Below are 13,449 nucleotides of genomic sequence, written 5' to 3'. Positions count from 1 at the left end.
AGATATCCTCAGTTGTTTACTAGAAACATATTACCAAGAACTGCACCCCCAAATTTTCTTGTCACGACACCACTTAAAAGAACTTTGCTTAAAAGATATAACTCCATGATTACAGTATAGTACAATAATTATTTCCTGCGTAAACTCAGATCTAAAATAATTTTTGCTACGCACATGATAAATAAGTTGATGTTTTTTTGCATCATAGTACCAACTTCCAGGCACTGCCTTATCTGTTGAAGAATCAGGTATCCCAGCACTAAGTTGCTGAAATAAATCGGGTTTGTCCAGAAACGTACATTGCTGATCTTTGGATTCAGAGAGCAAATTTTGATAATGTAGCATTTGCTGCATATTGAGCAGGTTAATTTCTACAGATACCTCTTCAATCGAGGCTTGGATTAGTTCAAAAAAACGTAAAAAAACGCCGATTAAAATTAAAATTAAAATAAGCACTATTCCACAATGATAGCGTGATAAGCGGTAGGATTTTCTCATTTCGTTCATTGTTGTTTCACCAACGAAGCCAAGTTCCACATGGGTAAGAATACACCTAGAGCTAGAATTAATACCATGCTGCCTATCACTACCAGCAATATTGGTTCTATGCTTTCACTCAAACGCACAATATCATAGTCGATTTCACGTTGATAATACTCAGCCACCTCATCAAGTAAACTATCAATAGTTCCGCTTTCCTCGCCTAGTACGATCATTTGAATAATTAAGGGCGGGAAAAGCTGTGTTTTTTCTATGGCTGCTGAAATGGTGTTTCCTCTAACAATTAATTCAGTTACCCCTTTGATTCTTTGCGCTACATAGGCATTATTGGTTGATGCGCCTACCATACTAATTCCATCAACAGCCGAAATCCCGGCGCGTAATACTAAGGCCAGTAGTCGCGCAAATCGTGTGAGCAGCATGCGGTGAATAAGCCATCCCACAACTGGAATTTTAAGCTGTAAACGCCCCCACACAAGTGCTCCAGCTGGTGAATGTATATATGCTCTTATACTAAGTATAATTAATACAGTAATGCCAATTAAGAGATACCAATAATTAATAATAAAATTGGAGATAGCCAATAGAATTCGTGTTGGTAAAGGTAAAATTCCGTGCATACTTGCATAGAGTTTAGCAAACGCAGGAATAACAAAGACGTTAATGATAAGTAGAGCAATAATAATTGCTGCGAATACCATTATTGGGTAGCGTAAAGCAGATTTTACTTTTTTGGTAATATCTACTTCTAATTCCAGATATTTTGCCAAATGCAGAAAAATATTATCCAGGTTACCGGTGTTTTCTCCGATAATAACTAAATTAAGAAAAAAAGTAGAAAAAATATTTGGAAATTGTGCCATAGCTACATTAAGTGAACTGCCTTTATTTAGGGTGATAACTATTTTTTGCAGCGCATCGGCTAGTGTTTTATTGCGAGTAGTCTCTCCGAGCCTTGTTATCGCGGTAGCTATGGGTATCCCTGCTCGGATTAGTGAATACATTTGCCGACAGAATATATGCAATTCATCAGGGGTAACTTTAGGAGCAAACCAAGCTATTTTTTGGTGCGTGGGGCTTGCTGTTTTAACGGTAGCTGCAGAAATATCCAACGGTATGAACCCCTCACTTATAAGCTGGTTAGCAAGGTCTTCCGCGTTGAGTGCATTTCGTTGACCGTTCACTGCTCTGCCTTGTTGATCGCGGGCACTGAAGTAATATTCTGGCATATGTTAGTCCTTTATTGAAACATGCTGGTCGGCAGCTAATAGCACATATCTAAGCGGATTTTTAGCCTGACCTTGCTTGTAACTGAGTATCTTTACTGCCGTATAAACTCTTCATCTAACTGACCTACTACCCTAATTGCTTCGGCAATTGATGTACTCCCTTTTTTCACGAGCTCCAATACTTCTGCAGATAAAGGATGATAGGTTTCACAGGCAAGAGCTGCTTTAACAAAACTGTTTGAGTCGTTTTGTCTTAAAGCCTTCAACATCTCCATATTTAGTTCTAAAAGTTCGTAGACGCCAATTCGTCCTAAATAGCCACGATAATTACATTCTGAGCATCCCTTCCCTTTCTTAAATGGTAGGGTTATATCTACATTCATTGATTCAAGCCAAACGAGTTCAGGTGGTTCTGGCTGGGCAATGAAAGAGCAATTTTTGCATAGACAGCGTACCAATCGTTGGCCAATAATTCCTTTGAGAGCCGCAGCGACCATATAACCCTCTGAACCCATGTCAATTAAGCGTGTTGCAGAAACGATGGCATCATTGGTATGCAAGGTGGCTAGTACTAAATGCCCGGTGATCGCGGCGCGCATTGCTATTTGTGCTGTTTCGGCATCGCGAATTTCCCCAACCATGATTACATCAGGATCTTGGCGTAACATAGCTCGAAGTACGCGTGCAAAGCTAAGATCGATCTTGGGGTTAACTTGTACTTGATTAACGCGTTCAATCCTGTATTCAATAGGATCCTCAACTGTTAATATTTTGCGCTCGGGTGAATTGAGGCGTTGTAATATGCTGTATAATGTGGTGGTTTTACCACTACCCGTGGGGCCTGTAACAAGAAGCATTCCATGTGGTTTCGAGTAAATTGTTTCGATACGCTGAATTATTTTCGGCTCTATACCCAACCGACTTAAATCAGTAATAGTGCTTGATTGATTTAATAAACGCATTACAACAGCTTCGCCATTGACGGTAGGAAGGGTTGATACCCGTACGTCAAATGATTTTCCTTTAATTTTAAAATTAAAACGTCCATCTTGTGGAATACGTTTTTCAGAAATGTCTAAATGAGCACGTAATTTTAAACGTTGAACCAAGGCGTTTAGAATGCGTTTATCATCTAAAATATTTTCATTTAATAGACCATCGACTCTAAAGCGAATACGTAGCGATTTTTCACCTGGTTCAATATGAATGTCCGAAGCACGTGCTTGAACAGCGTCACGAAATAAGGAGTTTAAGAGTTTAACTACAGGTGCTTGCTCTTCGTTTTCTTGTGACTCATCAAATAATTCATCAATATCTTCCTTATACTCTTCTAACATTTCTTCGGAAAGCTCATGGGCAAAATGCGAGATATCTTGGGTATGCCGATAAACGCGATCAAGTACTTTTAACAAGGCTAATTCGCTGACGACTGCCATTTTGATGGGGCGTTTGATTATTTTTGAGACGGCATCAAAGGCATTAATATCCTGTGGATCTGCCATTCCTACGATTAAGGTACCATCTTCCTCGCCTACAATAAGCGCACGAAAGCGTCGAGCATAGGTTTCAGGCAAAATCTTGGTAATACTTGGGTCGATTTCATAATGATTTAAATCGATATAGGCTATTCCAAGTTGGTTGGCGAAAAATTTTAAAACATCTTCTTCAGCAATAACTCCCATGCCAATTAAGGTGCGTCCGAATTTATCCCCTGATTTTTTTTGTAACTCAATGGCTTTATCAAGCGTTTCCTGGTTGATTAGGCCTTCGCGAAGCAATAATTCGCCAAGTCGAATTCGTTTCATAACTATCCTTGTAAGGCTTTCAAACGATTTTCAGCATAATCGCGCACCGTTGGCTCACTATCAGGATTTTGACTTGCACGAACATAAGCCTCAATCGCCTGGTTTGCTTTATGATTATGCTCTAAAGCAATCGCATAACCTAACCAATAGCGACTGTCATCTGGGTCTATTTGTAATAGAGATCGGTAAATATTTCCAGCTTCAAGAATTCGCCCTTCAGATTGAAGTGCTGCCGCTAAAGTACCATAAAAATCTGGGAAGGAGGTCATGGAGGGTCGTAACCTGTCAAAAGCTTAATTGCCTCTGTTGCTTTCCCTTGATCAAGAAATAACCGTGCTTTAACGGTAATAAGCGCTGCATCATTGGGCGAATATTTGAGTCCTTCGTTTATAACCTCGGCTGTATGTGTGAAATCCCCGCTGGACATATAAAGCAAAGCCAGGTTTTCGCGAACATCCGAGGCATTGGGTATCTTAAGCAGAATTTCTTGTAAAAGTGCTATGGCTTGGGCATCAAAACCTTTGTCTATGGCTTGGAGTGCTTTATTTAACTGCGCATCATGCCATTCATCAATTGTCGGTGCGGTGTATACTTTATTCACTGGCATAACAGACAGCTCATTTTGACTCTCTGGCCAGTCGTTTAACGTATCAGGTCTAGATATGGGTAATTGAATGCCAACTCGCAAAGATGCGGCTGAGGTTAATGGTTCAATATAGCTTATAAATACCGCTGACTCAGATGGGGTTTGAGGAGTCGGTTGTGGAATATTATTGATATCAATGGTGTTTCTTTCTGTTTCTGGAACACTTTTAGTAATTATAATGTTCTTCAGAACTAAATGTTTATTAAACAAAAACAAAGAACAAATAAGTGTAATTAATGCAAGACACAGTAATAAAATTTTTTGCGGTGATTTGCTTTTATTTGGCGTGAATGCTGGTGTAAACAAAGGCGTAATTTGTTTCGAAGGTTTCTGTCTGGCAAGATCATGTAACATCTCATTAAGTAAACTCATAAGGGTAATCCATATGCCAAATACACCATTAAAATTATACTAACACTTAACATCCCAATTCCAAAATAAGTTGTCAATGAGGATATCCATCCTGTATGTGAGGATTGTACTGTATCAGCTATAGCACGATTCACGGCGCGTCCATCAACGAGTGTTTTTCCTTGCCCATAGGCCACTAGTAGTGATTTATGACTAAGTATATTGAGCAAGCGCGGTAGACCCTGGCTAGCACGATATAAACGTCGTTGAGCTGTTTGCGTAAAAATACAGCCGTAAGTATATCCAGCCCGGGCAAGACGATGGCTTAAATATTTATTCAATTCATGACGTGCTAGAGGTTGTAAATGATAGGAAAAAGTAATACGTTGTTTTAATTGCCGTAATTCAACTTGTTCCAACTTGGTGTCTATTTCGGGTTGACCAAAAAGAACTACTTGCAGTAGTTTACGCTCTTCGGTTTCTAAATTAGTAAGCAGACGAATTGCTTCTAAACTGGCATCGGACAAAGCTTGAGCCTCATCAATAATGAGTACGGTATTTTTCCCTGCACGATGTAATTCCAACAAGCGCTGATTTATCGCCTCCAATAATTGATATTGTGTCCAGTTCTCATTCGGTTGCATACCTAATTCGCACGCAATAGAAAAACGCAAACCCTCTGCAGTTTGATCCGGATTAGGAATATAGGCTGTTATGTATTTTTCAGTTAAACAATTAAGTAATATTCGACATAATAAAGTTTTTCCTGTTCCTACCTCACCGACAATTTTGATAAAACCCTCACCTTGCGCCAAACTGAGCAAAAGCACATTTAAAGCTTCTTGATGTGTTGGAAGTTCACAGAAAAATTCTGTGTTAGGTGTGAGTGTAAACGGTGCTTTACTTAACTTAAAATGTTCTAAATACATCGCCATCTCCCTTTTTTAGCGCGTACCTAAATTTTCATTTGATTTAGGGCCTAGCATAATAGGTACTTCACCTTGAGTACCATAGATATCAGGCCTTCCACCAATATGAAAACCACGTTTAAGACCGGCAATACGGCGCGCACTGACCGTGAGGTCATGGTTGGTATTTTTCCCATTGACCAAGGTTGGTCTTAATAAAATTACAAGTTCGCTTTTCTGTGATGTCTGTTTTGTTGCCCGCACTAAAGTGCCTAGAAAAGGTATATTGCCAAACCAAGGAACTTGTCCTATACCTTCAGAGGTTGTATCTTGCATCAAACCGCCAATAACTACTACCTGCCCTGTTTTAGCATGTACTATAGTATCTGATTCACGGATGGTGCTATTTGCTAAAGGTAAGTTAAGAATACCTCCTTGCGTCCCCAAATCGATAACTTTGCGTTGGTCTTTCACTAAACTTACTGTTGGGTGTACATGTAGTGTTACTTGGCCATTGGCATCAATTTGTGGCGTAACGTCCAAAGTAATGCCTGAGAAAAAAGGCGTCAAATTAACGTTTAAGATAGGCTGCGTAACAAGACTTGAGGTGACAATATTTTGGTTTTGTGACACATTAGTAACAAAAAACTCATCAAATCCGACTTTAATGGCGGCACTTTGATTATTCATTGCCGATACCCGAGGACTGGAGAGTACTTGAACATTACCCTGGGTTTCTAATGCTTGAATCACTGAGGTAAAGTCTTTGGGATTCCAGTGTACATCAACATCAAAGGCACTAGGAAAATCTGCCTGAGCAATATCAACTTCTGGGAAGTTACTTAACGCATTGAGCGATGCGCCAAAAAGTTTCCAATTGATTCCCATCTGGAACTGATTATTCAGATTGACTTCAAGTATCTTGGCTTCAAGAATGACTTGTCGGTCCATACTGTTTTGCACCATGTCAAGATAACGCTCTACTTGTTTGAGTTCTCTGGGGGCAGCATATACGACGACTAAACCGGCCACGGGGTTCACGGTCACTGAACGGCCACCAGTTTTACCAATCATGTTCTGAAGTGTCAGTTGCAGTGATTTCCAAAAATCAATATTACTTTTGGTTTCAACATCGCCAATGACAGCGCTGTAGTTTTGAGTATTATTATTGTTAATCGTGGTAGTGCTACTGGTATTTGTACCGGTGCCGCCAGAAATTCCTGCTGCGGTAACCTCACCTGAACTTACGGTCATATTTGACCGGCTTTTTCGCTGCAGTTCCAGATAATTTACTTTATATATCTGGGTTCTTAGCGTATTGGGTAATATTTCATAGCCACCGGGGATGGCATTATAGGAATACCCATACGTATCCTCCAGGGCTTGAAGGACTTGTTCTACCGTGACTCGTTTTAAGCTTAGGGTAATATTGCCCTTAATCTCCGGACTCACGACCATGTTGGTCGACGTGTCTGCAACAAGCCCCATATAAAAGGCTTGTGCTGGTACATTTTTAACGGCTATGTCAAAGCGTTGTGGTCCACCGCGAGAGCGGGCATCACGAATTTTCAGACTTGGAAGCAGCGCTCTCACCGCACTTCCTCGTCCCTTGGTGTGATCTGAGCGCATTGCTATTTTATTGTTTGCAATACCTTGTTGTAAGACTTTACTCATTTCATCAACGGCTGTTCCTTTAATCGGTGCATGAGTATGGCAAGCGGCTAGTAGCAAACTAATAATGATTATCCCTGTTCTCGTCAATGAGTTTTCCACAATCGTCCGCCAAATAAGTATAAAATCTTCTTATGTCCTGCGTAAAACAATACCACATGATTTTTGTCAATAGCAAGGACTCGTGCACCTTCAATAGTACTTCCTGTTCCAACCAATTTGTTATTAATCATGGCCAGTCGTCTTATTGGACTAATTAATATGCTTTGCAGATTAAAGTCCTCTTCATCTGCAGTGGATTGGTGAATTATAGAGCTGATGAGTGGTTTTGTTGGATCATGCATTTCCGCTTTACTGACGTTAATAAAAAGCAGGTTAAGAATAAGAAAGCTGAACCAAATAAATTGTTTTTTTGTGGTCATTCGTTATGTCCCGGAGTCACTATCAGTTGAGTACTTTGAGGTTTTAACGTGTAAAATTCGACCGTAGCTATCCCTTCAGGGTAGGTTGTCACCGTATAATCAAATTTATCCCAATAAAGCTGCCAGGGTAATTGCTCTAAATGTTGCAAATAATTCATAATCGGAAAATAAGTACCTCGTATAATCAAGCGATAATGAGTGGCTTGTAAGGATAATGGAACAACAGGTATCTGGGCTGGAGGCGTTTGAGGTGTTGTTGTAATCGGAGCAATTGGGGGGGGCACCGTACTAAAATCGTCGATGGTTACTCCTAGAGTTTGTTTTAGCATATCATGCAATAGTTTTGCTAAATTACGGCTACTGATATAGCGCTCATTATAACGGGTAATTTCTTTATTAAGCTTGGCAAGCTTTGTAGTTAATTCATTAAAATGTTTGATAATTCCCGCGGTGTTTGGATTGCTAATCAAGATAGAAATAATCATTTTCTTTTGCGTTAACGCATCAATTTGTCCTTGCACCTTTTCAGTCTTTTGGTTTAATTCATTTATTGAATTTGTTTGCGGCTCCCAAATAACTAAAAACCAGAAAGTAAAAAGGATTATCACCGTAATGAACAGTAAAAGCACTTTGTCGCGTTCACTCAGATGCGTAATTTTTTGTTTTAATTGATAGAGTTGTTTGGCATAAAAAAACTTGAGATTCATGCAATTTACTCCTTGGGTTTTTTAGTTGCCGGGGCTGTTTGTTCAATAATGTTTTCTTCCGCTGAGCCAAGATCCTTTGTTGCAATAGAGAATTTCAAATAAGGATGATTTTTAATTGTTTTTACAAAGAATAAATTGAAGGCTTCCTGCTTAAAGGCATCAGTGTCTAATAGACTGCTCATGAATTCTGGTACTGCATCAGGACGAGTTGAATAGCCATTTAAAGTAACACTGCCAGAGTCATGGTTAATTTGAATTTGATTTAACCATAAAGTATTCGGTGTTTTTTGTGCCAAATCGCGTAAATATTCAGAAAAACCACGTCGATTGATGAGGTGCTGCAGAGAGTCAAGTTCTGCTTTTTTGGCCTGAAATTTGTCCTCCAGATCTTTAACTCGGTTTACAAAAGGAATATCACTAGCTAACAAGGGGTAATCTTTCGCTATTTTATCGTAGGCTTGTTGTGCAATGATCAGGTTTTTATGGGCTTCATCTAATGACTTGTATGCTTGGTAATGATTTAATCCAGCAATCATGGAGATAAGCGCTAAAACCACCAAGGTACCAAGGATCGCTAATCCCATAATAAAAGGGGACAATCGCGAGGTGCTTTTAGGCAGGGTTTTAAGAAAATTGACTGATTGTTGCATTATCAATTCGATCCATTCAAGAACATTAGTGCGCCACCAACGGCATAAAAAATCTTACTCATGATTTCAGGAGCAATAGGCTCTGAGGCAAATAAGAGGTTGATATCTAATAATCGTACGTCCTTGTCCAGTTCCTTTTGTAAGAAAATAAGAAGATTTTTTGCTTCATAGAAGCTGGGAGTAAAAAAGATTTGTTTCGGCTCAGGTAGTTTGAGTTCGATTAAACAATAGTCAATGCTGCGCTGAATTTCTAACAACATATCCTGGTTTGCAGAACTATCTGCCTGGATGATGCTTGGACTCATGGGTAATGTACGAAAGAGATATAAATCATGTTGGTAATGCACATGAAGTTGACAAAGCTCTTCATCATAACTAATTACTATGGATGGCGCGTCGCTTAATAATGGATAGCGTGTCAAAATTTTACTTAAAGCTAATTCACTGATGCTAATAGATGCAACATTCAGTAGACAACTTTCCAGCATAGCTACTTTATTAATTAATGCAGATAACAAGGTAACGGTAACAAACGTTTTTTTTCTTTTTCCGCCGGCTCCATGTGGCGGCACTGTAAATGCATCTACGGCAATATCATTTAAGGGATAATCAATCAGCCCTTTAAGTTGCCAACGTAAGGCTTTTGCTATTTCATCCTCAGCAACATCAGGCATGTCCATTAAGATTAATTGGTAAAGGTTGGGAGCGAGAATAACTTGACAGGAATGCCCAACCAGATAATGTTTATTAACATCTTCAGCCAAGCATTGAGCAATGAGAAGCGGTGATGGAGCACTAAAATAATGCTCTTCATAAAAACCAATGTGTTGCGCATTTTCAAGGCCAACAAGCGAATATCCATAATCACTTAGAAAACAAGCCAGTGGTGGCTGCGCTTTCGGTTTACCTATGCCAAACATGCATCATCCTGATTATTGTTTATAAGTGTAGTGTAACTGAGCTATTTTTAATTGTCGATTGATATGGTATTGATAATTATATCGATTGCATTGGTTTAAGAAATCAATTGACATGCCATGCGAACAACGCTTATTACATATTATTTAAGAAAACAGTATTGATTAGCGGCACCGTTTCATTACCATTACTTAACGTCATATTTATAGTTACTGCTTGAACGGCAGTCAGCGTTGCGGTTGCACTAAAGTTAGATTGGTAATAACTAAGTGAAAAACTGGTCATTTGATTACTCAGGGTTTGGGCTGAAGTGCCAGTTCTTGTCAAGATTGGGGTTGACCAGTTGTAAGAAATAGTTAAACCACCGGTTGTTGTAAATGTAACACTTGATGCATTTATAGCCGAAAAACTACTTGCCTGCTGAAGCTCTTTACTCATCCGTGTCATCGCCAGCGTTGCCTGGTTGCTTAACGCGGTAACTTTTACACCGGTAAAATAGTTAGTAAAGCCAGCACTCAACATCATCGCGGCCGAAGACACAATGATTCCGGTGATAAGCATGACAATAATCATTTCAATGAGGGTAAATCCTTTAATTTTTCGCATAGTCATAGATACTCACGTTGATAACCGCATTTCCAGCTCCCGTAACATTAATGGTAATTGTTTTGGGGTTGGAACCTGAAATCGTTGGTGTGCTGACGGTAAAATTATTTGCGGTAGCATAGGTTGCTAAAGGAGTACATATGGCCAGGCTTGGTGTCGTAGTGCATGGGTCGCTTAGTGCGGCATAGCCATTTATCGCGCGGTTCATTAAAATAATTTGCATACGTGCATTAGCTAAAAAGCTTGCTTCGGGAAGCACTCTGGGTATGCCACTGTAACGTTGGGCCTGATTTATGCCAATTAATAATCCGCTGGCAATAATCCCGATTATAATTATAAAGGTGATGAGTTCAATGAGAGAGAAGCCCTGTTGTTTCAGTTTCACGATGGTATTCCCCTTATTGATTATGCCATACGGTAGGTGTTACCGCAGAGCCTGTCCCCGTTCCCGAAGTCCCACTTACTGAATTAAGTGTGTAGTTTGCTGGAAGTGGGATGGCAGTCCAGGCACTACCTGTATAGCGATAAGCTAGAGTCCCCGCACCAACAGCCAGACAATCGTTTGTCGCATTACAATGAACCGCAAGTAAGTTGAGGGTTCCAGGAGATGATTGCGCCACACAGGAGCTTGCTGAGGTCATAGGCAGGCTGCAATTAAAAATAACACCATTATTTCCTACAACAACACACATCATGGTGCTTGGGCAATGAACCGCATTAAGGGATTGTCCCGAAATATAAAAAGTGTTCCATGAATAACCATTATAATAATGAACAGCCCCAACGCTGCGAACTAGCACACAACTATTGGATTGGGCACAGTCGATACCATTTAAGGTGCCCCCTATATTCGTCCGATTGCTAAATGGAGCAGTAGAAGTCACTGGAAAACTAAAAAGGTCATTTTGAGCTAGAGCAAAGCATTGGTCACTAATACAGCACACACCATAAAGTGGTGTATTCCCCATATTCTTGGCATCATAAGCTGCTCCAGTTCCGGTATAATACATCAGTGGCCATGGTGGCGCTTTTTCTTGGCCAACTATCCAGCATAGTGTTGGATGGTTGGGTAGGTCACACGAAACTTCCTGGAAATCCGCGCTACTTACAGTTCCCAGTAGTGACCAGGAGCTGCCGTTAAATTGATATATAGAGCTCACATGTGAGGTGTTAGAACCTACAGCCAAACCAAAAGTGGCGCTCATATCAATTCCTCTAAAGGTAAACCCACTTGCGGCAGTCAACGCAGTTGACCATGAGCTCCCGTTATAGTTAAGAATAACGCCAGCTGTACCTTGCGTTCCTACCGCATAATAGTTGGCGCCACTGGACAATAATACAGCTTGGGTAAGCATCACCTCACCATTAGGTGAACTTAGAGAGGGGGCGCCGCCCTGGCTACTAATTATATATTGTGCCTGACTTACAGAAGCACCTAACGCGTGGGTTGCCGCTGCTGTTCCATTTTGTCCTCGGCGGGCGTTTAGCAAGGTGGTTCCACTGATCCCATCATAGTAAATCATTTCTGAATCTATGCTTATGGCTCCAAAGGTCGCAAAATTAGCAACTGATGCAAGTGGAATGGACGTGGATAATGCGCTCAGGGTGTTTGTCGTTGTTGTTAGCGCGGTATTTTTAGTACAATTGTATTGATATTCCCCTTGGCCTGTAACCGTAACAATTGAACTCCAGCTACTACTGCAAGTACCTAATGACAATTGGTAGCTCCCATTTTCAATGCCTGTTTGTGCTAGATCATAGGCATAATTAGCAGAAATAATACTTATAGATGAAGATGTTCCAACAAAAATCATGGAGACAAACGCAACAGCAAGTCCTGCAATGACAACCAGTAAAAGCGCGATAACCAACATTAAAAATCCAGATTGTTTAGCCATTAACGAACCCCGTTTCTGCAGAAACTGTAAGTGTATTCGTGCCAACTCCTGAGGCGCTAATGATTACCGTTGCACCTGATGCTGGAACCCCCATGGAATTAAAGGTGATGCTTACTGCAGACAGCGTGACTCCAGTTGGCATCGTGACTGAGTAGGCGCCTGCTGGAGGAGGAGGAGAGATAGTGTAACCATTGGCTGAAATAACAATACTGTAACTCGTATTTAAGCTTGTTGCTAAAGTTTGGGTATAACGTATATCTCGCCTAAGTTGCTCTGTAACAGAAGACAAGCTATAGGTCGATGTTGATGGTAATTTTATCCCGACAAACAACACCATAATAACGATAATCAGCATGACGATAATGAGTTCAATAAGGGTAAAGCCATGAGTTCGTTGCATTATTAAAGTGCCCTATAATTAAATTGCTCTCCCTGGCCCTCTGCAAGAGGTTCTATTATCTCTATCATATTTACCAAATAGAGTATAGCCGACAATAAGTAATTGTTATTTCTCTGTTTAAAAAAGTATAAATGCTTAAACTTGGAAAATAACCCATCTTTGGTCTAGCATAAAATTATACAGGATGGATTATGATCAAATAAGACAGGGAAAAATAATGAAAAAAATAATAGTTGTTTTCTTCATTGTCGTGTCATCAATTTTGCTCGGTAGTTGTGAAACAATGTGTTGCGATGATGGTCGAGGGCACTGTTGTCAAACAGGAAGCCATACTTGTCCTTATACCGGGTACAATGCTTGGTGGTATTAGGAGCCATTGATCGTTCTGCTATCTTGGCCAAAATGAGTCACTTTTCTGTGCTCCAATACGCAAAAATCAACCAATCTTGGCTCAATCTGGCAAAATGTCAACAGAGCCGAAGAGAATTTAAAAAATAAATAGAATCTTTTATTTACCAAATGCTTGATTAGGGTATAATGCATATCAATTAATCAATGCATTAACCAGTTTTCCTGGCGACAATAGCGGTTTGGAACCACCTGAATCCATCTCGAACTCAGAAGTGAAACGAACATGCGCCAATGATAGTGTGAGGTTTCCTCATGTGAAAGTAGGTCATCGCCAGGGTTTTATTTTAATAAAAAAGCGGCTAACTGCCGCTTTTTTTGTCTCTGAA

Annotated in this window: 15 protein-coding genes and 1 rRNA gene; 1 reads left to right on the top strand and 15 read right to left on the bottom strand. The window is 40.1% G+C overall.

Annotated elements, in window-relative coordinates:
• Positions 1-30 precede the first annotated feature (30 nt).
• From LDG_RS10565 to LDG_RS10495, 15 genes are all read right to left on the bottom strand, one after another.
• Complete coding sequence (locus LDG_RS10565) at positions 31-507, bottom strand: hypothetical protein (protein WP_006871338.1); 477 nt, start codon at positions 505-507, stop codon at positions 31-33.
• Positions 504-1,730, bottom strand: coding sequence for a type II secretion system F family protein (locus tag LDG_RS10560; protein ID WP_006871337.1), 1,227 nt, complete (start codon positions 1,728-1,730; stop codon positions 504-506). The genes LDG_RS10565 and LDG_RS10560 overlap by 4 nt, the downstream gene beginning before the upstream one ends.
• A gap of 92 nt (positions 1,731-1,822) precedes the next feature.
• Positions 1,823-3,535 carry a GspE/PulE family protein gene (locus tag LDG_RS10555; RefSeq protein ID WP_006871336.1) on the bottom strand — a complete coding sequence of 571 codons (1,713 nt, stop codon included), beginning with the start codon at positions 3,533-3,535 and terminating at the stop codon, positions 1,823-1,825.
• Between the two features lie 2 nt (positions 3,536-3,537).
• Positions 3,538-3,804: a tetratricopeptide repeat protein gene (locus LDG_RS10550; protein WP_006871335.1), complete on the bottom strand. Its 267-nt coding sequence runs from the start codon at positions 3,802-3,804 to the stop codon at positions 3,538-3,540.
• On the bottom strand, positions 3,801-4,553 hold the full coding sequence (locus LDG_RS10545; RefSeq protein WP_006871334.1) for a tetratricopeptide repeat protein: 753 nt from the start codon (positions 4,551-4,553) through the stop codon (positions 3,801-3,803). Before LDG_RS10545 ends, LDG_RS10550 begins: the two co-directional genes overlap by 4 nt.
• Positions 4,550-5,461, bottom strand: coding sequence for an ExeA family protein (locus LDG_RS10540; protein WP_006871333.1), 912 nt, complete (start codon positions 5,459-5,461; stop codon positions 4,550-4,552). The genes LDG_RS10545 and LDG_RS10540 overlap by 4 nt, the downstream gene beginning before the upstream one ends.
• A 15-nt stretch (positions 5,462-5,476) precedes the next feature.
• Positions 5,477-7,213: a pilus (MSHA type) biogenesis protein MshL gene (locus tag LDG_RS10535; protein WP_148263554.1), complete on the bottom strand. Its 1,737-nt coding sequence runs from the start codon at positions 7,211-7,213 to the stop codon at positions 5,477-5,479.
• On the bottom strand, positions 7,198-7,533 hold the full coding sequence (locus LDG_RS10530; RefSeq protein ID WP_006871331.1) for a hypothetical protein: 336 nt from the start codon (positions 7,531-7,533) through the stop codon (positions 7,198-7,200). Before LDG_RS10530 ends, LDG_RS10535 begins: the two co-directional genes overlap by 16 nt.
• Complete coding sequence (locus LDG_RS10525) at positions 7,530-8,240, bottom strand: type II secretion system protein M (RefSeq protein WP_006871330.1); 711 nt, start codon at positions 8,238-8,240, stop codon at positions 7,530-7,532. Before LDG_RS10525 ends, LDG_RS10530 begins: the two co-directional genes overlap by 4 nt.
• A 5-nt stretch (positions 8,241-8,245) precedes the next feature.
• Positions 8,246-8,890, bottom strand: a complete 645-nt coding sequence (locus tag LDG_RS10520) for a PilN domain-containing protein (RefSeq protein WP_006871329.1) — start codon at positions 8,888-8,890, stop codon at positions 8,246-8,248.
• Positions 8,891-8,892: 2 nt separating this feature from the next.
• On the bottom strand, positions 8,893-9,810 hold the full coding sequence (locus LDG_RS10515; protein ID WP_006871328.1) for a hypothetical protein: 918 nt from the start codon (positions 9,808-9,810) through the stop codon (positions 8,893-8,895).
• Between the two features lie 133 nt (positions 9,811-9,943).
• On the bottom strand, positions 9,944-10,420 hold the full coding sequence (locus LDG_RS10510) for a prepilin-type N-terminal cleavage/methylation domain-containing protein (protein WP_083821425.1): 477 nt from the start codon (positions 10,418-10,420) through the stop codon (positions 9,944-9,946).
• Entirely contained in the window at positions 10,401-10,799 is a 399-nt protein-coding gene (locus tag LDG_RS10505; RefSeq protein ID WP_006871326.1) for a prepilin-type N-terminal cleavage/methylation domain-containing protein, read from the bottom strand. The genes LDG_RS10510 and LDG_RS10505 overlap by 20 nt, the downstream gene beginning before the upstream one ends.
• Positions 10,800-10,812: 13 nt before the next feature.
• A complete protein-coding gene (locus LDG_RS10500; RefSeq protein WP_040535402.1) occupies positions 10,813-12,312 on the bottom strand; it encodes a hypothetical protein in 1,500 nt (499 codons plus the stop codon).
• Complete coding sequence (locus LDG_RS10495) at positions 12,305-12,712, bottom strand: prepilin-type N-terminal cleavage/methylation domain-containing protein (RefSeq protein ID WP_040535399.1); 408 nt, start codon at positions 12,710-12,712, stop codon at positions 12,305-12,307. The genes LDG_RS10500 and LDG_RS10495 overlap by 8 nt, the downstream gene beginning before the upstream one ends.
• Before the next feature lie 572 nt (positions 12,713-13,284).
• Between LDG_RS10495 and rrf the strand changes: the two genes are divergently transcribed.
• A 5S ribosomal RNA gene (rrf, locus tag LDG_RS10490) occupies positions 13,285-13,400 on the top strand.
• Positions 13,401-13,449 lie beyond the last annotated feature (49 nt).

This window comes from Legionella drancourtii LLAP12 (genome assembly GCF_000162755.2).
Classification (GTDB): domain Bacteria; phylum Pseudomonadota; class Gammaproteobacteria; order Legionellales; family Legionellaceae; genus Legionella; species Legionella drancourtii.
This window is presented reverse-complemented; position numbering and strand designations above follow the sequence as displayed.

Coding starts and splice junctions, on each gene's coding strand:
- LDG_RS10565 (WP_006871338.1), bottom strand. CDS start 507: ATGAACGAAATGAGAAAATCCTACCGCTTATCACGCTATCATTGTGGA.
- LDG_RS10560 (WP_006871337.1), bottom strand. CDS start 1,730: ATGCCAGAATATTACTTCAGTGCCCGCGATCAACAAGGCAGAGCAGTG.
- LDG_RS10555 (WP_006871336.1), bottom strand. CDS start 3,535: ATGAAACGAATTCGACTTGGCGAATTATTGCTTCGCGAAGGCCTAATC.
- LDG_RS10550 (WP_006871335.1), bottom strand. CDS start 3,804: ATGACCTCCTTCCCAGATTTTTATGGTACTTTAGCGGCAGCACTTCAA.
- LDG_RS10545 (WP_006871334.1), bottom strand. CDS start 4,553: ATGAGTTTACTTAATGAGATGTTACATGATCTTGCCAGACAGAAACCT.
- LDG_RS10540 (WP_006871333.1), bottom strand. CDS start 5,461: ATGTATTTAGAACATTTTAAGTTAAGTAAAGCACCGTTTACACTCACA.
- LDG_RS10530 (WP_006871331.1), bottom strand. CDS start 7,533: ATGACCACAAAAAAACAATTTATTTGGTTCAGCTTTCTTATTCTTAAC.
- LDG_RS10525 (WP_006871330.1), bottom strand. CDS start 8,240: ATGAATCTCAAGTTTTTTTATGCCAAACAACTCTATCAATTAAAACAA.
- LDG_RS10520 (WP_006871329.1), bottom strand. CDS start 8,890: ATGCAACAATCAGTCAATTTTCTTAAAACCCTGCCTAAAAGCACCTCG.
- LDG_RS10515 (WP_006871328.1), bottom strand. CDS start 9,810: ATGTTTGGCATAGGTAAACCGAAAGCGCAGCCACCACTGGCTTGTTTT.
- LDG_RS10510 (WP_083821425.1), bottom strand. CDS start 10,420: ATGACTATGCGAAAAATTAAAGGATTTACCCTCATTGAAATGATTATT.
- LDG_RS10500 (WP_040535402.1), bottom strand. CDS start 12,312: ATGGCTAAACAATCTGGATTTTTAATGTTGGTTATCGCGCTTTTACTG.
- LDG_RS10495 (WP_040535399.1), bottom strand. CDS start 12,712: ATGCAACGAACTCATGGCTTTACCCTTATTGAACTCATTATCGTCATG.